Here is a 23,731-nt window from a genome sequence, read left to right as displayed (position 1 = left end):
TTCAAGTGGTGTTGAAACGCGGCAACTGGTAATCGGCGGGGTACGAGGGCAATCATAACCGATTTTTGGAGAATGTGTGCCTGCTGATCCTGCGGGTGTTGTCAATTCACGCCCCGGTGCTGCGGGCTGCCATCACGCCGTCGCCGGCCCGGGTCGAATACAATGCCGCAAGCGTCGCCCGGATTTTCCGAACCGGCGACATCCTGTTCCCTTGTTTGATGGACCGACCTGCATGCTGCATTCTCCGTTGCTGATTTCCCCCTCTGCCGATTTCTGGCCGCAAGCGGCGCAAGCGTTGCTGGCGGCGGAGCATGGTTTGGGGGCCGTCAGCCGCAGCGGCGTCGATGACTTTTCCGGTTGTCAGGTGATCGTGCCGGCCTTTTCTCACGCGCAACATTTGCGCTCGGCACTTGAGCAGCAATTGCGGCGTCCGTTCATCGCGCCGCGCCTCAATACCATGTCCGGCCTGCTGGCCATGTTGCCGCCGGTGAGTGCCGACAGTGAACGTCTGATGCAGTTATATGCAGCGTTGCGTCAGCACGGCTGGCTCAAAAAAATGTTTGCTGCGCGTCGCAATACCGATCTGTTGCCGTTGGCGCAAACCTTGTTGTCCTTGTCGGATGAGTTGACGCAAGCCTTGCTGCCGGTAATGCAGGCGGTGCCCGGCGATGCCGATGCGCGCTGGCAAGCGGCATTGGAGCAACTGTCGCCGGCCGCGCGCGCGTTGCTGTCGGATGAAGCGCAACTGGTGTGGTCAATCTGGAAAACCCAGCTCGGCGACGGCAGTCGTCCTGAAGACGGTGACAAGATGGCCCAGCGCTATGGCCAGATGTTGCAACTGGCGCAACGTGCCGAGGCGCCGCTGATCTGGATCAGTCCGGTATCGCCGGAGCCATTGGAGCAAGCATTTCTGGAAGTCTGGGCGCAACGGCAAGAGGTGCAGACCGTGGTGCTCGATTGGCGTACTGCCGCGATTCCTGCAATCTATCGCGAAGCATGGCAAGAGTTGTCTGAAGAACAAAGTCCGGCACCGGCATTTGCCGATGACTTGTTCGGCCCGGCACCGGCTTCGCCGACGGTCAGCTTGTGTCCGGCTGCCAGTCTGGAAGATGCCGCACTGCAAAGTGCGCAAACCGTGCTGGCCTGGCTGGCGCAAGGCAAAACCAATATCGCCGTGGTGGCGCAGGACCGGGTCGTGGCGCGGCGCTTGCGGGCCTTGCTGGAGCGGGCCGAAGTCGCGGTGGCGGATGAAACCGGCTGGAAATTGTCGACCACGCGCGCGGCGGCGGCGCTGGCGGCATGGTGTGATGTCGTGGCAGCACGCGGTGAAACTGCCGCCTTGCTGGATTTGCTGAAATCGCCGTTTGTGTTTGCCGGCATGGCCAACAAGGCGGAGCTGGTGATGCAGATCGAATGGCAATTGCGGCGAAGAAATATTGATGGCGAATGGCGTGCCATTCTGTCGGTGTTCGACGAGGCGTCGGCAGCGGCGCAATGTCTGGCCACAATCGCCAAACAGGCGGCCGCATTTGGCGAGCGCATGACGCTGGGGCAGTGGAGCGGCGTGATCCGCACGTTGCTCGATACGCTGGATATGCGGGCTGCGCTGGTCACCGATATCGCCGGGCAGCAAGTCGTGCACATGCTGGATCGGCTGGAGCGTGAAAGCGATGGCGTCACGGAAATATTTACCTTTCCCGAATGGCGTGCCTTGCTCAATCTGGAGTTGGATGCCACCACCTTCATGCCCGCCATTACCGATCGCCGGGTGGTGATGTTGCCGCTCAATGGTGCCCGTCTGCGGGTCTTCGATGCGGTACTGGTGCTGGGCGCGGATGCCGAGCATTTGCCGTCGCAGCCACAAGAGATGCTGTTCTTTTCCAATGCCGTGCGCGCCGAACTGGGTCTGGCTACCCGTGCCAGCCGTCAGCGCCAGCAATTGCGCGACTTGACGGAATTGCTGTGTGCCCATGATGAAGTCGTGTTGTGCTGGCAAAGTCATAAGGACGGCGAGCCGAACCCGGTCAGTCCGTGGATCGAGCGTTTGCAATTGCGACTGGCGCGTGGCAATTTGCCGGCGCTGTCGCAGCATCGTTTGCCACTGCCTTCGCGCGGCTTGCTGGCCCGGCCGGTTGGCATGCCGGCACCGGTGGCACCGGACATGCTGCCGGAAAAATTGTCGGCCAGTTCCTACAACAGTTTTGTCGCTTGCCCGTATCAGTTTTTTGCCTTGCGCATGTTGCGCGTGGCGGTCATGGATGAATTGTCCGATATGCCGGAAAAGCGCGATTACGGCGGCTGGCTGCATCAGATCCTGACGACCTATCACGAAACCTTGCGCGACCAGAAGACGCCGCAGGATCAGCATCTGGCATTGCTCATCAGTATTTCGGATGAGGTGTTCCGGCGGGCGCTGGCGCAGCATCCGGCGGCGCTCGGTTATGCCGCACGCTGGAAAAAAGTCATCCCGTCGTATGTGGCATGGGCCGATGAACGTGCAGCGCAGGGCTGGCATTTCGTGCTCGGCGAATTGCCGATGGAACAGCGGCTGGAATGGGACGGCGGCGGCATTCAATTGTATGGCCGCCTGGACCGGGTCGATGAGGATGCCAATGGCGCGCGCGCCGTGCTCGATTACAAAACCCGCAACCTGCCTTCCCTGTCGCTCAAGTTGCGCGATGCCGAAGATCATCAGCTGGCATTTTATGGCCTGCTGTCCGGCGGCGAATTCGAGGCCGGACATTATGTGGCGCTGGAAACCTACAAAGATAAAATCGGCGATGTCGCCGCGCCGCACTATGCGCACAAGCAGCAATTGTTGCAGCAGCAGATCAGCACCGGCATGCAGGCGGTGACGCAAGGGACGCCATTGCCGGCCAATGGCATCGCGGCTGTTTGCCAGTATTGCGACGTGCGCGGATTGTGCCGCAAGGGAGTGTGGCAGTGAGTATGGATCAAGAAATGCACGTAACAGCCGACGCAGTGGCGACTCCGGTCCGCATCAGCGCCTACGAAGTCAACGGTCGCGCGGTCGAGGCGGCTGACTTTACCGCGGCCGCTTGCGATCCGCGTCATTCGGTGGTGGTGGAAGCCTGCGCCGGCAGCGGCAAAACCTGGCTGCTGGTGGCGCGCATGTTGCGCTTGCTGCTGGCCGGCGCCGAGCCGTCCGAGTTGCTGGCGATCACCTTTACCCGCAAGGCGGCGCAGGAAATGCGCGAACGTCTGATGGAGCTGCTGCACGAACTGACGCTGGCGTCCGACGGTCAGGTACGCACGCTGTTGCTTGAACGCGGAATCGAAGAAGCGCAACTGGGGCATGTGGTGCCGGTGGCGCGCGGCTTGTATGAGCGGATTCTGTCGGGCCAGCAAAGTTTGTCCATCGATACCTTTCACAGCTGGTTCGCGCGCTTGTTGAAAATTGCGCCACTGGCTTCGGGGGTGCCGCATGGCTATGCCTTGAGCGAAGCCAATGGCGAATTGCTGAACGAAGCCTATCGGCGCTTCATGGAAAGTTTGCACAAACCGGCGCAACAGGAAATCAAGGCGGCGTTGCTGCGCTTGTATGAACTGGCCGGCGACAGCAATGCCAGGAAATTGCTGGATTCCTTCATCGACAAGCGCGCTGAATGGTGGGCCGCCACCGCACCGCCGCGTTCCTCGGTGGAACAACCTTTGCAATGGCTGACTGAGTTGTGCGGCGCCGATGCCGTGCAAGATGCGCGTCTGAGTTTATGGCAGCAACCAGCGTTGACTGCGCGCATACTCGCCTTGGCCGGCTTGCTCGGTCAGGGTTCGGCAGAAAATCAGAAACGCGCAACGGCGATTGAAACTGCCTTGAGCGATGGCCCGTCAATAGAAAATTTCAAGGCGCTCGGCTTGCAGTTTTATGACGACAACGACAAGCCGCGCGGTAATCGCAAGACCAAGGATTTGAAGGCAGCGCTGATACGCTGTTTCGATAGCAGCGAAGATGATGCCCTGCGCGCCTTCGATGATGAATTCGAAGAGCTTGGCATGCAACTGAAAATGTTGCAGCAGCGCAGTGCCGAACGCATCGTGCTGGAATTGAATCAAGCCTTGTTTCTGGTCGGGGCCGCCTATCTGGATACGTATCAGGACGTCAAGGCCGAGCAGCGCGTTTTTGATTTTGCCGATCTGGAGTGGCAAGCCTACCGATTGCTGACCGATGACAGCAGTGCCGCGTATCTGCAAAGTCGCCTGGATACGCGCTATAAACATATTTTGCTGGATGAATTCCAGGACACCAATCCCTTGCAATGGAGTATCGTGCGCGCCTGGTTGCGCGCCTATGGCGACGACACTGCGCAGCCAAGCGTGTTCATCGTCGGCGATCCCAAGCAATCGATCTATCGTTTCCGGCGTGCCGAGCCGCGCGTGTTTGCCGCCGCCCGCAGCATGCTGGAACAGCAGGGCGCGGTGGTATTGCGCGCCAACCAGACGCGGCGCAACGCCACCGCGATTGTCGAATTGCTGAACCTTGGATTCAACGGCAACCCGTTGTTTTCACCGCAAACCACATTAGGCCAGCAAGGTGGCGCAGTATGGCGTTTGCCACTGGTGCAGGCGCCGGTGCCGGAAGCGGAAAACGACGCGGCAGAAAATCCGGCCGCCGATACCTTGCGCAATCCCTTGCTGACGGCACGCGAGGAAGAAGATGATGCACGTCGCCGTGATGAAGGTGCGGCGCTGGCGCAAGCCTTGCTGCTGGCGCGCCAACAAGTGCAGGTGAATACGGCGCAAGGTGAGCGCGCGCTGCAATGGCGCGACATCATGTTGCTGGTGAAGAAGCGCAAGCATTTGAGTGCCTATGAAAGTGCGTTGCGGGAAGCCGGTATTCCCTTCGTGTCGGACAAGCGCGGCGGTTTGCTCGATTCGCTGGAAATCGCCGATCTGATCGCCTTGCTGACGTTCCTGATCACGCCCAACGATACACGCGCACTGGCGCATGTATTGAAAAGCCCGGTGATCGGCGCCAGCGATGATGATCTGATTGCATTGGCAAAACGTCAGGAGCATGACTGGTGGTCACGCTTGCTGGCGCTGGTGGCCGAAGGCCATGCCTCGGCGGCGCTGGTCCGCGCTGCGCAGTTGCTGTCGCAATGGTTGCTGGCGGCACCGCAACATCCGGTGCATGACTTGCTGGACATGATTTTGCATCAGGGCCAATTGGTGGCGCGCTATGCCGAAGCGGTAGCGCCGGCAGCGCGGGGGCAGACCTTGGGCAATATCGAAGCCTTTGTCGAACTGGCGCTCAATCTCGATGCCGGTCGCTATCCGAGCTTGCCGAAATTCATTGACGCCTTGCGCACCTTGCAGCGCAGCGCGGACAGCGATGCACCCGATGAAGCCAGCGTGGATGCCGCCGCCGATGCGGTGCGGATCTTGACCGTGCATAGCGCCAAGGGACTGGAAGCGCCGGTAGTGGCAATTCTTGATGCCAACCACAGCGACCCGGCCAACGACAACGTCGGCATCTTGTGCGACTGGCCGCAAGATCAGGATGCGCCGGTGCATTTTTCTGCATTCGGTCGCAAAAGCGAACGCGGCATGGCGCGCGATGGATGGTTCCAGGCCGAAGAAGGGTTCAAGCAACAGGAAGACTGGAATTTGCTGTATGTCGCCTTGACCCGCGCCAAGCAATTGTTGATTGTCAGTGGCGTGGCCGGCGCGCGCGGCAGTCTGGTCGGCGGCGTGCAGGAGGGCAGTTGGTATGACCGCTTGTTCAGCAGCGCCGCGCACGTGCAGGAAATCGCCGGCGTCGCACCGGATCAGCAGGCGGCCCTGGCGGTCGCGCCAGAATTCAGTTTGCCCTTGTTCGAGCCGACAGTTTGTCCGGCACCGCTGACGCCGGTGGCATTCGAGAGCGAGGCGATTGATGAGGGCGTGGCATTGCATGCCTTGCTGGAACGCATGACGCAGGTGCGCGACTGGCCATTGTCGTTGCCGGCCGTCAGCGTGATCGCGCGCTGGCTTGATTGTGCGCCGGCACTGGCAGAAGTGATTCACGCGCAAGCGGAAGCGATTTTTTCGCAACCGCAGCTGGAACGATTCTTTAATCCGTCATTGCATCGCTATGCGCGCAATGAAATGGAGATTGTCGGCAATGCCGGCATATTGCGTTGCGACCGGGTAGTGGTGTTCGATGACGAAGTCTGGGTGCTGGATTACAAGCGCAATCTTCTCGATAGCGAGCGCAGTGCTTATCAGGCGCAGTTGGCAGGATACCGGGCGGCACTCTTGTCAGTGTTTTCTGACAAGCAAATACGATCTGCGCTGATAACTGCTGACGGGCAACTTTGGGAACAATGAGGTAAATCCAGAGAGGCGATCATGCCGACAACACCGGCATCATGTTTGAGTGACAAGCTGAGGCGTGGTGGGCAGGAGCTAATACAGCAGAAAATGCAGCGGAAAAATCCGGTAAAAAAACAGGGTAGAAAAACAGTCAGGAAAAACGCAAAACAAGGCGAGCACACAGGCCCGCAAAAAATGCAGGGAAATTAAAAGAATTACTATTCAAGGTCTATTCGCGACTATGCAATTATTTCGTTTAATATAAAAAGGTATCATTCGCGGCGAAGCTGCAACATTCTCATTCGCACATCTGCTTGCTGGCGTCGCTGGTTGCTGCAAACCTGACGCATCGATGAACGCCTGGATTCCCGGACCACGGGACCGCGTTCAGTTAATTTGAAACCCGGTCATTCATTGAAGGAGACACTATGGATTGGACTGTTCCATCGTTCGCTCTTGCGCACCCGATCCAGTGGAACGCATTATTGTTATTCGGCGGCTTGTTGTTGTTCGGGCTGATTGCCGGCCACGTCGTGTCGAAATCTCCCTGGGTGCCGCGCATTACCGGTTATCTGCTGATCGGTTTCGTCCTCGGTGCCGGTGGTCTGAACTGGCTGTCCGGCGACGTTCTCAAGATCACCAATATTTTTGCCGACATTGCGGTTGCGCTGGTGGTGTATCAGCTCGGGCGTTATGTCGATATCGGCTGGCTGCGGCGTGAAAAATGGCTGATGGCGACGGTGCTGACCTCTGCCATTTTGTGTTTCGCGATGGTCAGTGCCGCCTTGTCGTGGTTTGGTGCATCGCAAGTGGTGGCCTTGCTCGGCGGCGTGCTGGCAATTGCCACCGCGCCGGCAGTGGTGCTGGTGGTATTGCGCGATCTGAAGGCAGAAGGCCAGGTGACACGCCGTCTGGCTGCGATGACCGCGCTCAATAATTTCGCCGCGATTCTGGTCGCCTATGCCTTGTTGCCGGTGATCGCCAAGGAAGCCGGTACGCCGATCCTGACGCTGGTGCAATACACCCTGTATTCGCTCGGCGGTTCCTTCCTGCTGGCCTATCTGACTTACTGGCTGATGATGCCGCTGGCGCGTTTGCTCGGACGTCAGGGCAGCCGGCAGTTCGTGCTGGTGATCGGCGTCATTGCAATGGCGATTGGTGCCGCCCACGCGCTGCAGTTGCCGGTCATGCTGACCATGCTGATCTTCGCCATCCTGTCGAAAAATCTGGATCGTCAGTACGATCTGATGGAACTGGAATTCGGTGTCGCCAACGAATTGTTTGTGGTGATGCTGTTTGTCACGGTGGGGGCGTCGATGAAGCTGAGCGATCTGACCATGGTCGGATCGTCAGTGCTGATTCTGATTGCGGCGCGCTTCGTGGCGATGGGTTGCGGTGTGTTTGCCTATGCCCGTTTTGCGCGCATGAGCTGGAAGCAGGCAACGCTGATCACGCTCGGCACCTTGCCGATGACCGAGGCCGGGCTGGGGCTGATGCAAACCATATCGACGCTGTATCCGCATACCACGGCAGACGTGGTGCCATTACTGGCGGGTTGCATGATCGTGCTGGAGTTGTTCGGGCCGGTGGCGACGCAATTTGCATTGATCAAATCAGGTGAAAGTGGACGCGAATGAATACCATCATCCAGGATGAAGCGACACCAACGAGCGCCGGCATTTTGCCGTTCACGTCCTCGACGCCGTTTACGATGGGCATCGAGCTTGAGCTGCAACTGGTCAATCGCCGCAACTACAATCTCGCCAGCGATGCAGTCGATCTGCTGACCTGGATTGCGCCGCGCGAATTGCAAAAGCAGATCAAGCTGGAAATGACGCAAGGCATGATCGAGCTCAATTCGGATATCCACACCCGGGTCGATCATCTGATCGAAGAACTCAAGGGGTTGCGGGCCGCGCTCAACCGCGGCGCGCAATATCTGAACATCGATGTCTCCGGCGGTGGCGCCCATCCGTTCCAGCACTGGAACGAACAACGCATCACGCCGAGCGAGCGCTTCCATCATTTGCATGAAAAATACGGTTATCTGGCCAAGACCTTTACCGTGTTCGGTCAGCATATTCATATCGGCGTGCCCAACGGTGATGATGCCTTGTATCTGACGCATGCCTTTTCCCGTTTCGTGCCGCACTTCATCGCCTTGTCGGCAGCCTCGCCGTTCTATCAGGGCGCGGATACCAAATTCGATTCCTCACGCAGCAACGTGGTGCGGGCTTTCCCGTTGTCGGGTACGGCGCCGGTGCATACGCGCTGGAGCGAGTTTGAAACCTATTACGATGAATTGCTGCAAATGGGCATCGTCGGCAGCATGAAGGATTTTTACTGGGATATTCGTCCCAAGCCGGAATACGGTACGGTCGAAATCCGGGTCTGCGATACGCCGCTGACGATTGAGCATGCCGCGCATCTGGGCGCCTACGCGCAATTGCTGGCACGCTGGATCCTGACCGAGCGGCCGTTCGTGATCCGCGATGATTTCTATCTGCTGTATCAATACAATCGCTTTGAAGCCAGCCGTTTCGGTTTGAATGGTATGCTTGCGCTGCACGCGGAAACGCCGTCGGCTTCGACCAAGCTGCCGATTTACGAGCATTTGTTGCAACAGTTGCAATTGTTGCAGCCCTACGTGCAAAACGAAGCCGAGCAGTTGACCCTGACCCGTTTGCGCCATGTTGCCAATGAGCGGCTCAGCGATGCCGGCTGGTTGCGCAAGGTTTTCGCGCAGCGCGGCTCACTCAACGATATGATGCGGCTGTCATCCGAACTGTGGATGGGACAAGATCCCCCACCGTATTTTCAATAGCGTTGTGCAATGTCTTGTCTGACCGGCAAGTATTGCCGGCGTCAATACCTATATAAATGAGTAATCAATTTGATGTCGCCGTGATCGGCGCCGGTGCTGCCGGCATGATGTGTGCAGCAGTGGCCGGCCAGCGCGGCAAGAAAGTGGTGTTGATCGACAACGCCCCGAAGCTGGCGGAGAAAATCCGCATTTCCGGCGGCGGTCGTTGCAACTTCACCAATATCAATGCGACGCCGCAGAATTTTCTGTCGCAGAATCCGCATTTTTGCAAAAGCGCACTGTCGCGCTATACCCCGCAGGATTTCGTGGCGCTGGTAAAGCGTCATCGCATCGGCTATCACGAGAAGCACAAAGGGCAATTGTTTTGCGATGAATCGTCGGAAGACATCATTCGCATGCTCAAGGCCGAATGCGAAACCGGCAATGTCGCCTGGCGCATGCCTTGCTCGGTGAGCGAGCTGGGCAAGAGCGGTGAATTGTTCCGCATCGCTACCGACGACGGTGAAATCATCGCGCGTCATCTGGTGATTGCTACCGGCGGTTTGTCGATTCCCAAGATTGGCGCCACTGATTTCGCCTATCGCATCGCTGACCAGTTCGGTGTGCAAATGGTGGCGCCGCGGCCGGGTCTGGTGCCGCTGACGTTCGATAGTGCTGCCTGGCAACCGTTTTCCGATCTGGCCGGAATTGCGCTGGAAGTGGAAGTCGAAACCGGCGAGAAGAAAGCGCGCGGCTGGTTTCTGGAAGACTTGTTGTTTACCCATCGTGGTTTGTCGGGACCGGCGATCCTGCAGATTTCCAGCTATTGGCAGCCGGGCACACCAATCACGTTGAACTTGCTGCCACATATCGATGTGGCGGCAACCCTGATCGAAGGCAAAGGCACGCTGAAGAAAAATCTCGGCAATCTGCTGGGACAGTGGTTGCCGGCGCGCCTGGCAGATGGTTTGCTGATTGCCAACGGTTTCGATGCCACTGCCAGAATTGCCGATATGCAAGACAAGCAATTGCGCAAGCTGGGCGAAGCGCTCAATCACTGGGTGGTCAAGCCCAGCGGTTCGGAAGGGTACCGCAAGGCCGAGGTGACGCTGGGCGGGATTGATACACGTGAGCTGTCGCAGCAGAGCATGATGGTCAATAAGGTGCCGGGCCTGCATTTCATCGGCGAAGCGGTGGATGTGACCGGCTGGCTCGGTGGCTATAACTTCCAATGGGCCTGGGCTTCCGGTGTGGCTGCCGGTAATGCCATAGAGTAAACGGCAATTGTGCCGGACGCGGCAGGGCCGGTTTGCCCGCCGCTGCCGCTGATCTTGCGCTTCATCATTGATTTATAAATGTTTTTTCTGACGCGATTGGAAAAAAAGAGACGGTTCAGCTTCCATTCGCTGATTCGTTCTGCTAAAATCGCGTTCTTTCCATATCCAACCTAACCTCTGGTTTGACTACATGACCACTATTCGTCTTAAAGAAAACGAGCCGTTCGAAGTCGCCATGCGCCGCTTCAAGCGCACCATTGAAAAAACCGGCCTGTTGACCGAGTTGCGCGCGCGCGAGTTTTACGAAAAGCCGACTGCGGAACGCAAGCGCAAGCTGGCAGCCGCTGTAAAGCGTCACTACAAGCGTATTCGCAGCCAACAGCTGCCGAAGAAGCTGTACTAAGAATTATCGTCGCACCTCGTGCGACCACATGTTAACCCGCTCCGGTGTAGGTCCGCAGCGGGTTTTCGCATTTAGCGCCGAATATCCGCGTTCAATCCATGGAGAATCCTATGAGCCTCAAAGATCAAATCACCGAAGACATGAAAGCCGCCATGCGTGCCAAGGATGCCGGCAAGCTGGGAACCATCCGCTTGATCACGGCGGCCATGAAGCAAAAGGAAGTGGATGAGCGCATTGAGCTGACTGACACGCTGGTGCTGGGCATCATCGAAAAGATGATCAAGCAGCGCAAGGATTCGATCAGCCAGTTCGAAGCCGGTGGTCGTCAGGATCTGGCCGATATCGAAAAAGCGGAACTGGTCATTTTGTCGGCCTATATGCCGGCCGGTTTGACGGAAGATGAAGTCAAGGCTGAAGTGCAAGCCGCGATTGCTGCCGTTGGTGCTGCAGGTCCGCAGGATATGGGCAAGGTGATGGGCGTGCTCAAGCCAAAGCTGGCTGGCCGCGCTGACATGACGGTCGTGTCGGCACTGGTGAAAGTGGCGCTGACACCGGCATGATCGTGATGGTGCTCGGATATGTGGTGACCGCCGCGTGATTCCACAGTCGTTTATTCAAGACTTGTTGAACCGGGTCGACATTGTCGACGTGGTGGGTCGTTACGTGCAGCTCAAGAAGGGCGGCGCCAATTTCATGGGACTGTGTCCGTTCCATAATGAAAAGTCGCCCAGTTTTACCGTCAGTCCGACCAAGCAGTTCTATCATTGCTTCGGTTGTGGTGCGCATGGCACCGCCATCAGTTTCCTGATCGAGTATTCCGGCCTTGGCTTTGTCGAGGCGGTCAAGGATCTGGCGCAGGGGGTCGGCATGACCGTGCCCGACAATGACGACAAGATTCCGCCGGCGCAGCGGGCCGAGCATCAGGCGAAAAGCATGGCGCTGTCCGATGCCATGACGCGCGCTTCCGATTTCTTCCGTCAGCAATTACGCAGTGCGCCACCTGCCGTCGCTTATCTGAAGGGGCGCGGACTGACCGGTGAAGTTGCTGCCAAATTCGGTCTGGGTTACTCCCCGGATGAGTGGGATAGCCTGCGCAAGGTATTTCCCGATTACGAAGTCTCGGCTCTGGTCGAGGCCGGGCTGGTGATCGATAAAAGTGATGATGACGGTGCGCACCGCAAACGTTATGATCGCTTTCGTGATCGCATCATGTTTCCCATCCGCAACACCAAAGGCCAGGTCATCGGCTTTGGCGGACGCGTGATGGATGGTGGTGAGCCCAAGTATCTGAATTCGCCGGAAACGCCCTTGTTTCAAAAGGGCAGTGAGTTGTACGGGTTGTTCGAGGCGCGGCAGGCGATTCGCGAAGCAGGTTACGCGCTGGTTACCGAAGGGTATATGGATGTGGTTGCCTTGTCGCAGCTGGGTTTCCCGCAGGCAGTGGCAACCCTGGGTACCGCCTGCACCCCGATCCATGTGCAGAAACTGTTGCGCCAGACCGATTGCGTGATCTTCAGTTTCGACGGCGACTCAGCCGGACGCCGTGCCGCCCGGCGCGCGCTCGATGCATGCCTGATCCATGCCTCGGATAACAAGGTCATCAAGTTCCTGTTCTTGCCAACCGAGCATGATCCGGACAGCTATGTGCGCGAAATGGGCGCTGAGGCTTTTGAGCAACAAATAAAAGACGCCATGCCCTTGTCGCAGTTTTTGCTCAAGGAAGTGACGGGCGACAACGATTTGCGTACCCCGGAAGGGCGCGCGCGGGTGCAGTTTGAAGCCAAGCCGATGTTGCAGGCGTTGCCGGCGTCGTCGCTGCGCTTGCAGATTGTGCGCAGTCTGGCGCAGATCACGCAGTCGATGCCGAATGAAATTGAAAGCCTGTTTGAGTTGTCCAATCCGGTAGCGCCAGCGCGTCGCCCGCCGCCGCCGCGCTCCAAGCGGATGGCGCCGGTCGGGCTGGAGCGACAGATCGTGCGCTTGCTGGTGGCGCATCCGGTGCTGGCTGCCGAACTCGATGATGAAGCCTTGAATGCGATTGCCGGTTTCGCGCCGGATCAGGCGGAAATGCTGCGGCAACTGGTGGAATTGAGTCGCGGCATGGGTGAACAAGCCAGTTTTGCTACGCTGGTTGAGCATTTGCGCGAGGGCGGCTCCGATTTTGATACGCTGATTGCCGAAATTGCCGCCGAGACCGAATCCGATCTGGATGTTGTCAGACAGGAAATGGCCGGTGCGGTCAGGCAGACCCGGATTCGCATGGTAGACGAAGAAATGCAGCGTCTGGCCAACGCCGGTCTGCGCGACGAAGACTCGCGCAGTCGCTATCGCGAGCTGACTCAGCAAAAGGAGCGGCTCAAGCGCCAATCCGATGCCGCTGCCGGTTAGCAGGCGTCATGCAAGTTGCATGCAAGGCTTGATCTGGGGGGAAAGTGCCTATATATGTTATACTCTACGGCTTTAATTCCGGGCTGTAACAGTTTTTCCCGGCGGGCTTTGCCCGGTAAATGGTAGTACGTCAGGCAGCACATCAGTACCAAATAGTTTAGCAAATAGTTTAGGGGACGAAGATAAAGGAACGTTGCGCAAGCGATTCGAGTCTATCGAATCGGTGAGGTTGCAGCATTAGCATGACCTGATTGGCGCAATGAGTGTAACTCACTTGGCAGTTGATTCTATGGCAGATGCAATGAAGAAACCCGCAAAAACCTCGATACCTTCCGCAACGAAAACGGCCGCCAAAACGGCAGCCGGGACCAGATCTGTCTCTAAGGCAAGCGCCGCCAAGCCCACCGGCAAAGCGGCAACAACAGCAGTAAAGGCGGTAAAGTCGCCGACGAAGGTTGCAATTGCAGCCACGGCGAAAAAATCAAGTGCCAAACCTGCTCCCAAGGCGGTTCGCGCTGCAGCGTCGAAAGCGACTGTAACGCCAACGAAGAAGAACTTATCCGAAGCCAGCGTAAAGCCGGCTTCTGTGCAATTGAAAGCTTCTGTGACAAACAAGAAACCCGAATCGAAAATCGTCAAGCCAGCAGCCAAGCCAGTCAAGGTCGAGGTTAAAGACGTCAGCGTCATGATTGCGCCAGGCGTGAGCCAGACTACCGATGCCGCCACTCTGGCTGCCATCGACACGTCCGGCTACATCTTGCCATCCGTCAAGGTGCCCGGCCGTCGCGGCCGCAAACCAAAAGAGTTCCAGCCTGAGAACGACGAAATCGCCGCGCTCAACGCGGTCGAGCGGGCTGAACTGAAAGCGGTCGACAAAGCCAAGGCAAAAGATCGCAAGGCCAAGGAAAAGGCGCTGCTCAAGGATGCGTTTTCGTCCGATACGGAAGCCACCGAAGAAGAACTCGAACGCCGTCGTCAAAAACTGAAGACGCTGATCAAGCTCGGTAAAGAACGCGGTTTCCTGACCTTCTCGGAAATCAACGATCACCTGCCCGAAAACATTGTCGATCCGGAAGCCATCGAAGGCATCATCGGCACGTTCAACGACATGGGTATCGCGGTCTACGAACATGCTCCCGATGCCGAAACGCTGCTGCTGTCGGACAACGTCGCCAACGTCGCCAGTGATGACGACGCCGAAGCTGCGGCTGAAGCCGCGCTGTCGACAGTGGACTCCGACTTCGGCCGTACTACCGATCCGGTCCGCATGTACATGCGTGAAATGGGTTCGGTGGAACTGCTGACACGCGAAGGCGAAATCGAAATCGCCAAGCGTATCGAAGATGGCCTCAAGGACATGATCCAGGCGATCTCGGCTTGCCCGACCACGATTGCTGAAATTCTGGTCGCTGCCGACAAGATCTCCAACGACGAAATCAAGGTCGACGAAATCGTCGACGGTCTGGTCGACATGAACCAGGGCGACGAGCCTGTGGTGGTCGCTGCCGCTGCTGCATCCGATGAAGAAGAGGATGAAGAAGAGGACGAGGAAGAAGAAGACGAAGAAGAAGGCGACAGCTCCGGTACCGGTGGCGCCGCAGGCTTCTCGGCGGAACAGCTGGAACAGCTCAAGCGCGATGCGCTGGGCAAGTTCGCGACGATCTCGAGCCAGTTCGACAACATGCGCAAGGCGTTCGAAAAAGAAGGCTACAACTCCAAGCCGTACGTCAAGGCACAGGAAATCATTTCCAACGAGCTGCTCGGCATCCGCTTCACCGCCAAGGTCGTTGAAAAACTGTGTGACACCCTGCGTGGCCAGGTTGATCAGGTGCGTCAGATCGAGCGTCAGATCCTGGACGTCGCGGTCAACAAATGCAACATGCCGCGCAGCCACTTCATCAAGGTATTCCCGGGCAATGAAGTCAATCTTGACTGGGTCGACGGCGAAGTCAGCGGCAATCACGACTACAGCGTGGTGTTGGCGCGTAACGTGCCAGCCATCAAGGAATTGCAGCAAAAGCTGATCGATCTGCAAGCACGCGTAGTATTGCCGCTGCCCGATCTGCGTGGCATCAACAAGAAGATGGGCGCCGGCGAGAAGAAGGCGCGCATGGCCAAGCGTGAAATGACCGAGGCCAACCTGCGTCTGGTGATCTCGATTGCCAAGAAGTACACCAACCGCGGTCTGCAATTCCTGGATCTGATCCAGGAAGGCAACATCGGTCTGATGAAGGCAGTGGACAAGTTCGAATACCGTCGCGGCTACAAATTCTCGACCTACGCAACATGGTGGATCCGTCAGGCCATCACCCGTTCGATCGCCGATCAGGCCCGCACCATCCGTATTCCGGTGCACATGATCGAAACGATCAACAAGATGAACCGCATCTCGCGTCAGATTCTGCAGGAAACCGGCGCCGAGCCGGATCCGGCAACACTGGCGATCAAGATGGAAATGCCGGAAGACAAGATTCGCAAGATCATGAAGATCGCGAAAGAACCGATTTCGATGGAAACACCGATCGGCGACGACGACGATTCTCATCTCGGCGACTTCATCGAAGACAACAACACATTGGCACCAGCCGATGCCGCGTTGCATGCTTCGATGCGCGGTGTGGTGAAAGACATTCTGGATTCCCTGACACCACGCGAAGCCAAAGTGCTGCGCATGCGTTTCGGTATCGAAATGTCGACCGATCACACGCTGGAAGAAGTCGGCAAGCAATTCGACGTCACCCGTGAGCGTATTCGTCAGATAGAAGCAAAAGCGCTGCGCAAGCTGCGTCATCCATCACGCTCGGACAAGCTCAAGAGCTTCTTAGAGGGCAATTAACGTCGTGCCGGAAGCTATCCGCTTCCGACGCCACGAGGCCCCCTAGCTCATGCTTGGTTAGAGCAGCGGACTCATAATCCGTTGGTGCCGTGTTCGACTCACGGGGGGGCCACCAGTAAAATCAAAGGCTTACGCGAACTTCTAGCGTAAGCCTTTTTTCTGTCTGGTCCATTTCTGGTCCAAGTCTTCATACACCCATTCAACACCTACCCAAATATCGTTGGCATGGTCTATCGCACCCGTCAGGTCATCGCAAATCTGGCGAAGCTCCGCAATGTTGTGTTCGCACTGCTTGTGCCTGATCCTGATTTGATGGTTTGCTGCGCCCTGCAGCACGGCTTGCTGTCGACCAAAGTAGCACTACTCTTTTAGAGTGCCATGTGGACGCTGTTAAGCATCAGGGAATACACCCCGTTGCCCTCTTTTCTCTTGTCGCCAAGGACTCCACACCTAGGGTAACGCATGCCAGTTCGAAACTCTTGGCGCGAACGCGAACAGCGGACTAGCTGCAGAACCTTGCATGAACAAAAGAATGTCTAGCAGGCGTCCTGGCTCATCGACCAACCAGGGATAATTGCTCTCAGAGGCCGCACCTGTTAGCAAGGATTCGTTTGTAGCGAAGCATTCACCGAGATAGAAGGGCAATCGCGTTAGCTTCCGCGCCTGGAGGCTGTCCATATCCGTAGGCATCAAGAACTGAGTGGCCTTTGTTCCAACGAAGCCGGCGCTCGACAATCCTTGGCGTACTTGGCTATCCAATGCCGGCATGAACCCGGTTAGCAAAAGGAGCACTTTCATTGGATACGTAACGTTCGTATTTCCAATAAGAAGCAAGGTTGATATGTTGGATAGTACCGAAAGCAGGCGTTTATCAAATTCCAGAAGATATGTCTCGTCGGCCAAGTTTCCGATTCTACGGAGAGAACCGTCGACTACTGTTAGAGTTGCAAGTGCTCCGTCCGTGAATCCAATAAGCGACGTATGAAACTCAGGGTTCAACAAGGTCGCTTCCAACGTCGGCAATGTCTGGACATTTGGTGCTTTTCTTTTGCCCGCACCCCAACTAATGAGGACGGTTGTCAGCGCAGCTGCCAGTGGCGCTGCGTTTTCTTTAGTCGGCGCTGCTAGGTACGGCATTGCTAATCTGCTTACGGAGAGATAGTCATTATGATATCCACTATCGAACATGTTAATGGCGGCGACAATGGCTGCTTGTGGTGCAACGACAGTTAGCCGCATGGATTAGCGTTCCTTCAAAGCGTGAATTTGATGTAAATGCCACGATTTTTCGCATGTCAATGCGAACTGAACCGGACATTCGGCCGGCATACTGGAGTAGACCGATGGATCCAAACTTGGCACGAACGACCGCGTGCCATCGCTGCAGAGCAGCGTTTGGTTAATGTCTCTTCGTAGCCGATAGCAGCCAGCCCAAGTCGCAATTTTTCGAAACAGTACCACAGGAGTGGCAACTTTGATGCGAACAAGTGGCAACGTTGCCATGCGAATTAGTGGTCGAATGACTGCGAATATTCAGCTGAATACGGTTCTAGCGTTTAGTCCTTCTTGAGTGCTGCGATCCGTTCCTGTGAACGTGTAACAGCCTCTGTGGAAAAAGATTGTGGATGTCGAAGTATGACAGCTTCGAACGCATAATCCTGAAGACCCATTTCTACCAAGGCGGTATAGCCCGCCGTGTCGTCACTTCGGTCAACGGCACGCTCTGCCGGACCAATTATTCCGTGCCGCTCAATCATAGGCCAAGTGCGTGACGCTCGAGTTTTTTTACCGTTTTTTGCGCTGAGGACCTGCTCATAGGCAAAGACCGCTTCAAGACATTCGCGCTCAATATCGGTAACTGCGCCATGCTGGATTGCACGGAGTTCAACGGCACGCTTGCGAGCCGCCAAAGCCAAATCTGGTCGCCCCCGCTCTAATACGTTTTTTTCAAAGACAGCACACTCCTCTGGAGTTTTCAGTTTTGCAATCAGTTCGTTCATGTAAGACCTCAAGTGAAAAATTCAGGGCGGCGGAGTGCAGCCGCAGACCGTCGCGCACCCGTTGATGTTAGTGCCTACCAATGATCGAGCTTACCAGTCCATGTTTGCAGCCCGCTCTTGCGCATCCTGCTGGTGTCTAATCAGTTGCTCCATAGCGTCGACTGAACGCATTGCTGATAGGTGGGTATCAAACCAAACATTAAATTCATTTCCTATTTTTAAGCGCATCTACGAATTCAGCTGCAATTTCGGTTGGTGTAATTTCCGCCAAACTTCTACGCGACAAGAGACTACGGAGAGCATAAATATAAGCTTCGCCAAATGACGTAGTGAGCGCAGCCGCCGTTGCGCCTGAAATCGCCCCACCAACTAGTGAGCCGACACCTGGAATCAACTTCAACAGAGCGCCCACCGCCGCCCTACCAGCGACAGTTGCACCGATGGCCGTAACTGCTGAACCCACAATCGTTGTAACAAAGTCCTCAGAAAGCTTTAGGCCAAAAATTCCAGAAATTGTCAGAATCATGGCCACCTGAACTGGCACAATTCCCACCGCATCTGAAAATGGTATTGGGATGGCACCTATCCCTGCAGCAGACAAAGCAGCCGTTCCTACCGCAACATGACTACGATCAACTTTGCGCTGGATATCAACCTTTTGAGCGGCCACAAACGCATTTTTGTGGCCATCAGGAAAAAGTTGAGTGGTAATCTCAACTAATTGAGACAGGCCCATCGGCTCAAGGACATGGCCTTCATCAAATTTTTCTTGCAACGCGCGTACTCGCACGAATTGACGCGCGCCAGGTAGCAGTCGTCCAACTTCGTCTTTAAAACCGTTATCAGACCGCGCTTTTGTGATAACGACTACAGTTGGGATTCGGTATCGGTTTAGGAGCTCAAGCAAATCTACTTCGGCTTGCTCAACACGACGTGAATCTTCAGAAAGGCAAAGCCAAGCTACATGGACATGTCTTTTAGCGTCATCTGATTCATTTCGTTCTCGCAGAGCTTTCTCTAGTAGGCTCTTTGTTCCTTCGTAGTCAGCCGCCTCGATACCTTTAGTATCAATGATCGTTAGTGGAATTCTTCCTTTGAATATTCACGAGTGTTCGGAGTAATAGGTTTCCCAATACCAGTGGTCGCCATTTCTCCTTGAAAGACGACATTGACCAAAGTACTTTTTCCAACCCCAGTTTTACCTGCAATTAGCACATTAGCGTGACCAATGTTTCTCTTTGCACTATCTAGTGCGTCTTTAACAAGCTTTGAGAAGTCGGTGTTCATGTTTAATTCACTTTTAATTGTTAGATTATCGATTTTCATTGGGGGTTGACCCAGCACCATCTGCTGTACTGGCTAGCCGGGTTTGAGCATTAAATCTGGCTCAGTAATAAGTGCATCTTCTACGGTGCGTGCGATCAGCGCGCCCAGATAGGTGAGGACGTTTAGACCTTCCCACCCACACCTTTGAACTTCTCCACGAAAGCAGCGATTTTCTGGAATACGCTTTGCTTTTTGCTCAGGTATTGCGGATTAAGTGGGCTCATTTTGGGCAAGACAGCATTGAGCTCAGTGCCATTGTCACTGGCGAACTCACGTTTTAGCGAGGTAGTGATATAGCGCCGGGCCGCCTCTGCATTCAGATTCTCGGCGTTAATCAGCTCTTGTGCCTCACGCTGTTGTTCCGCTTGGGCAAAGGTGAAGAAGGCGTCAATCACACTGGCCTTATCGCCAATCTTATCCAGGTCGGTTTGGTTAATAAAATCGACCAATAAGCTCTCTTTGGCGCGGTTGCCCAAGCTCGCGCGAATCACCCGGCGCACGTCTTCAACCAGTGAGGCTTTGTCCTTGACCTTTTTACTATTCTCAAAAATCAATTCCAGAATGTAGTCCAGATTGATCTCTTGTGACTTCAGCAGGTCTACCTCAAAGACCACGTCGTCCCAATCGATGGTGGACTTGTCTCTTTCAGTGGAAGATTTTTCCCGACGCAGCCAATCGCGAACATCGTTGTAGGTTGAGCGATAGTCCTGAATTTTCCGTTCAGCCGGTATCTTGATCGTTTGCAGCGCAGCCAGATCTTCGTCGCTTAAATAATGCTTGGCCTTGAATTCCTCAACCATCGCTGGGTCGTTCATATCTACGCTTTGTAAGGCCTTCAGGCTGGCGAATTCATCATAGTTTTGCAGCACGCTCTCAACGCGCAAATACTCGCCAAACAGCTTCGCGAAGGCCTTTTTGTCGGACTCTTTTTCAATGGCTGAAGGGTCGGGAAAGCGCTGTTCCAACTCCTTCACAACTTCCACAAAACCACGCCGCGCTTCACCGGTCACCAAGTCGGTAAAGCCTTCCATGTATTCCTTGTAGCTCTTCTCCAGCACCACGTTCTTGGTATTTTTGTCGCCAAACAAGGTGATGGCGTCAATCGTCGCCTGCTCCAAATCACGGAAGGTAACGATATTGCCGAAGGTTTTAGTGGCATCGTAAATACGGTTGGTTCGCGAATAGGCCTGCATCAAACCGTGGTAGCGCAAGGTTTTATCAACAAACAAGGTATTCAGCGTGGGGGCATCAAAGCCGGTCAGGAACATGCCCACCACAATCAGCAGGTCGATTTCCTTAGTCTTAACTTGTTTGGCAAGATCGCGGTAATAGTTTTGAAAACCATTGCTATCTACGCTGAAGTTGGTTTTGAACAGCGCGTTATAGTCAGCTATGGCCGCGCTTAAAAACTCTTTGGCGCTGCTATTCATAGCTGAAACATCAAAGCTTTCATCCAGAATATCGCCTACGGCATCCTGTTCTTCATTGGCCGCAAACGAGAAAATGGTGGCGACTTTCAGGGGCCTATCACTGTCTTTTTGCAAATCCTTGAACGACTCGTAATACAGCTTGGCTGCATCCACGCTGCTCACGGCAAACATGGCATTAAAACCCTTGGCACCCGCTTGCAAGCGATGGGTTTTTTGCCGGAAGTTATTCAAGATGTACTGTGAAATTTCCCGAATACGGTCGGGGTGCAACAAGGCTTGCTTGTTTTCCGCCGCGCTGAGTTTTTTCTCGTCCTGTTCGCTTTCAATGGCTTTGAAGTGCGGGCGAACATCGTTGTAGTCCACCTTGAACTTGAGCACCTTCTCATCACGAATCGCGTCGGTGATCACGTACGAATGCAGTTCACGACCAAACACGCTGGCGGTCGTTTCTGCGCCGAGGGCGTTTTGCGGAAAGATCGGCGTGCCGGTAAAGCCAAACTGATAAAACTTTTTGAATTTCTTCTTCAGGTTTTTCTGTGCTTCACCAAACTGGCTGCGGTGGCATTCATCAAAAATAAACACCACCTGCTTGTTGTAAATGGGTAGGTCGCCTTCGCCCTTCATCAGGTTGTTGAGCTTCTGGATAGTGGTAACGATAATCTTGTTGTCGTCTTTGTCCAGATTACGCTTGAGGCCGGCAGTGCTGTCAGAACCGTTCACACTATCCGGCGAAAAACGCTGATATTCCTTCATGGTCTGGTAATCCAGATCTTTACGATCCACCACGAAGAAAACCTTGTCGACGAAATCCAGCTCGGTGGCCAAACGCGCCGCTTTAAAACTGGTCAGTGTCTTGCCCGAACCTGTGGTGTGCCAAATAAAGCCACCGCCCTCAAGATGGCTCCAGCTCTTAGCCTGATAGGCGCTGTTGATTTTCCACAAGATGCGCTCGGTGGCAGCAATCTGGTAGGGGCGCATCACCAGCAGCGCATTGCTGACATCAAACACCGAATAATGCAGCAACACATTGAGCAGTGTGTTTTTCTGGAAAAAGGTGGCGGTAAAGTCTTTCAGGTCTTTGATCAGACTGTTATCGGCCTTCGCCCAGTTCATGGTGAAGTCGAAGCTGTTCTTGTTGCGCTGGGTGGTGTTGGCAAAATAACGACTATCGGTGCCGTTGGAAATGACAAACAGCTGCAAATACTTGAACAAGGACTGCTCGCTGTTAAAACTTTCTTTGCTGTAGCGGTGCACCTGATTAAAGGCTTCGCGAATCGCCACGCCGCGTTTCTTTAGCTCCACCTGCACCAGCGGCAGACCATTGACCAAGATCGTTACATCGTAGCGATTGGCATGGCTGCCCGTTTGCTCAAACTGCTTGATCACCTGCACCTTGTTGCGGGCAATATTATTTTTATCCAGCAGGTAGATGTTCTGAATATGGCCATCGTCGAATACAAAATCATGGATATAGTCATCGTGAATTTTGCGGGTTTTATCAACGATGCTGTCGCTGGGCCTGTCCAGATAGGTTTCAACAAAGCGCTGCCACTCGCCCTCAAGAAACTGCATGTTGTTTAAGGCCTGCAATTGTTCACGGACATTGGCCAGCAGCTTCTCAGGCGTGTTTAAACCGGGAGCATACTCGTAGCCCTGATTCTGCAAATCCTGAATGAACTCCCGCTCCAGATCGCCTTCGCTCTGGTAGCTTTCGTTACCCTGCCATTCCTTGGCATATTTATCCAGAACGATAAAGCTATTGGATTCAACTATGGGTTTTGTGTAATCAACCATTTTGTTGTTCCTGATGCCAGTAACCAAAGGTGTTAAGGTTTTCAATCAACCTGGCAACCATTTCCTTTTCCGGTGGTGTCGGCTCGGCTATCTGCTCGACGGACAAGGTGTTGTGCGTATAAAAGTGCATGATGCGGTTTGCATACGCTTTCTTTTCACCCGGCAATAAATCTGTCCAACTTCGAAATCCTAGAAAGCTAGCGGTCTTCTCGTACAGATTGCGCAGTAGTGCAAAGTGGTATCGCTGAACACTATTTTCAGCCACTGCTTGCTCGATCAGATTCTTGATGTGAAGGTGATAAGAAAAATTCTTGTTTGAATCACCAAACTTTTCCTCCAACGCAAAGGTGCCATCATCGAAACGACTCAAAATTAATCCGCTCTTGACACCAAGTTCATTGTAGAGCACGTTGTAAAAAGACTGGCTATGAGTCGACACTATGAACTTAATATCCGAGGTGCTTGACTTAATCAATTGCGCGAGCGCTACAGCTAGCTGAATGAGGTGATTTTCGTCCAGAGAGCTGACCGGGTCATCAATAAAGACGTACTCCAGCTTATCGAATTGGTCTGTTTCTCTGTCAGCCGGCTCCGCAACATTGAGCACACCAATTACTTGCTCAAGCAGGCAGAAGAAAATGCTCCACATGAAGTTGCTTTCCTCGCCTTTTGATATTTTCAAATTTCCAGAATGCGTAGCATCGCCGCGCTCCATGGAGAAAGTAACTTCAGAGAAAGCTCTTATAGTGACGTCTTTGCCGTTTTTATTCTTTTCCGTCCGTTCGGCATTAAAACGCGGCGTCAGCTTGTCGTTGGTATAACGCTGAAAGGTCGTGATGACGTTCATGTCCTGACCTTGATCCTTTAGCACCCAATCCGTGAAAGTATTGGGCTGAATTTTCAGCTTATGCTCGGCGTCCAACTCCAGGTCGTTATCCCAGTAAAACAAGTCTTCGGTGAGCGCGTTGTAATACAGGATTTTGTTGCGCGACAATTCAGGTTGATCGGCTTCTTCATCGCCATCGGCTTTGGGCGCAATCAGTTGTTTGAATTCCCGCGATAGGCGCGTTTTTCCCGTGCCATTAAAAGCATAGATCAGCTGTACCTTTTTCTTGGCGTCTTTTAGCTGCTGGGCGATTTCCGTTAGCGTCTTGCTCAT

16 protein-coding genes and 1 tRNA gene are annotated in these 23,731 nt (G+C 54.8%); 10 read left to right on the top strand and 7 right to left on the bottom strand.

Annotated features, from left to right (window positions below):
- The first annotated feature begins 232 nt into the window (after positions 1 to 232).
- The 8 genes from AKL27_RS08540 (at position 233) to dnaG (ending at position 13,186) form a co-directional block, all read left to right on the top strand.
- Positions 233 to 2,947, top strand: coding sequence for a PD-(D/E)XK nuclease family protein (locus AKL27_RS08540; protein WP_050462385.1), 2,715 nt, complete (start codon positions 233 to 235; stop codon positions 2,945 to 2,947).
- 14 nt (positions 2,948 to 2,961) lie between these two features.
- Positions 2,962 to 6,330, top strand: a complete 3,369-nt coding sequence (locus AKL27_RS08535; RefSeq protein ID WP_157056855.1) for a UvrD-helicase domain-containing protein — start codon at positions 2,962 to 2,964, stop codon at positions 6,328 to 6,330.
- Between the two features lie 413 nt (positions 6,331 to 6,743).
- The gene (locus tag AKL27_RS08530; protein ID WP_050462383.1) at positions 6,744 to 7,952 is read left to right on the top strand and encodes a cation:proton antiporter; all 1,209 of its coding nucleotides are present in this window, start codon (positions 6,744 to 6,746) and stop codon (positions 7,950 to 7,952) included.
- Entirely contained in the window at positions 7,949 to 9,139 is a 1,191-nt protein-coding gene (locus AKL27_RS08525) for a YbdK family carboxylate-amine ligase (protein ID WP_050462382.1), read from the top strand. The genes AKL27_RS08530 and AKL27_RS08525 overlap by 4 nt, the downstream gene beginning before the upstream one ends.
- Positions 9,140 to 9,195: 56 nt before the next feature.
- A complete protein-coding gene (locus AKL27_RS08520; protein WP_050462381.1) occupies positions 9,196 to 10,395 on the top strand; it encodes a BaiN/RdsA family NAD(P)/FAD-dependent oxidoreductase in 1,200 nt (399 codons plus the stop codon).
- A gap of 190 nt (positions 10,396 to 10,585) precedes the next feature.
- Positions 10,586 to 10,798 (top strand): 30S ribosomal protein S21, encoded by a 213-nt coding sequence (rpsU, locus tag AKL27_RS08515; protein ID WP_005665410.1) that lies wholly within the window; start codon positions 10,586 to 10,588, stop codon positions 10,796 to 10,798.
- 110 nt (positions 10,799 to 10,908) lie between these two features.
- Positions 10,909 to 11,358, top strand: a complete 450-nt coding sequence (locus AKL27_RS08510; RefSeq protein ID WP_050462380.1) for a GatB/YqeY domain-containing protein — start codon at positions 10,909 to 10,911, stop codon at positions 11,356 to 11,358.
- 34 nt (positions 11,359 to 11,392) lie between these two features.
- Positions 11,393 to 13,186, top strand: coding sequence for a DNA primase (gene dnaG, locus AKL27_RS08505; RefSeq protein WP_050462379.1), 1,794 nt, complete (start codon positions 11,393 to 11,395; stop codon positions 13,184 to 13,186).
- A gap of 270 nt (positions 13,187 to 13,456) precedes the next feature.
- Here dnaG and AKL27_RS28395 read toward each other — a convergent pair whose 3' ends face one another.
- A complete protein-coding gene (locus AKL27_RS28395; RefSeq protein ID WP_232310938.1) occupies positions 13,457 to 13,825 on the bottom strand; it encodes a hypothetical protein in 369 nt (122 codons plus the stop codon).
- Here AKL27_RS28395 and rpoD point away from each other — a divergent pair.
- Both rpoD and AKL27_RS08495 read left to right on the top strand, forming a co-directional pair.
- Complete coding sequence (gene rpoD, locus AKL27_RS08500; protein WP_232310937.1) at positions 13,791 to 16,022, top strand: RNA polymerase sigma factor RpoD; 2,232 nt, start codon at positions 13,791 to 13,793, stop codon at positions 16,020 to 16,022. The genes AKL27_RS28395 and rpoD overlap by 35 nt on opposite strands.
- 36 nt (positions 16,023 to 16,058) lie before the next feature.
- Positions 16,059 to 16,137, top strand: a tRNA-Ile gene (locus tag AKL27_RS08495).
- A 335-nt stretch (positions 16,138 to 16,472) separates the two neighbouring features.
- Here AKL27_RS08495 and AKL27_RS08485 read toward each other — a convergent pair.
- From AKL27_RS08485 to AKL27_RS08465, 6 genes are all read right to left on the bottom strand, one after another.
- Entirely contained in the window at positions 16,473 to 17,261 is a 789-nt protein-coding gene (locus tag AKL27_RS08485; protein ID WP_157056854.1) for a hypothetical protein, read from the bottom strand.
- 317 nt (positions 17,262 to 17,578) lie between these two features.
- The gene (locus tag AKL27_RS08480; protein ID WP_050462375.1) at positions 17,579 to 18,022 is read right to left on the bottom strand and encodes a hypothetical protein; all 444 of its coding nucleotides are present in this window, start codon (positions 18,020 to 18,022) and stop codon (positions 17,579 to 17,581) included.
- 205 nt (positions 18,023 to 18,227) lie between these two features.
- Complete coding sequence (locus tag AKL27_RS28115; protein WP_198155917.1) at positions 18,228 to 18,797, bottom strand: YcjF family protein; 570 nt, start codon at positions 18,795 to 18,797, stop codon at positions 18,228 to 18,230.
- 302 nt (positions 18,798 to 19,099) lie between these two features.
- Positions 19,100 to 19,348, bottom strand: coding sequence for a GTPase family protein (locus tag AKL27_RS28110; protein ID WP_198155916.1), 249 nt, complete (start codon positions 19,346 to 19,348; stop codon positions 19,100 to 19,102).
- A gap of 122 nt (positions 19,349 to 19,470) precedes the next feature.
- Complete coding sequence (locus AKL27_RS08470; protein ID WP_050462374.1) at positions 19,471 to 22,572, bottom strand: type I restriction endonuclease subunit R; 3,102 nt, start codon at positions 22,570 to 22,572, stop codon at positions 19,471 to 19,473.
- A complete protein-coding gene (locus AKL27_RS08465; protein ID WP_050462373.1) occupies positions 22,565 to 23,731 on the bottom strand; it encodes an AAA family ATPase in 1,167 nt (388 codons plus the stop codon). Before AKL27_RS08465 ends, AKL27_RS08470 begins: the two co-directional genes overlap by 8 nt.

It is taken from the genome of Herbaspirillum autotrophicum (genome assembly GCF_001189915.1).
Taxonomy (GTDB): domain Bacteria; phylum Pseudomonadota; class Gammaproteobacteria; order Burkholderiales; family Burkholderiaceae_D; genus Herbaspirillum; species Herbaspirillum autotrophicum.
The sequence above is the reverse complement of the archived record's forward strand: the minus strand, read 5'-3'. Positions and strand labels throughout refer to the sequence as shown.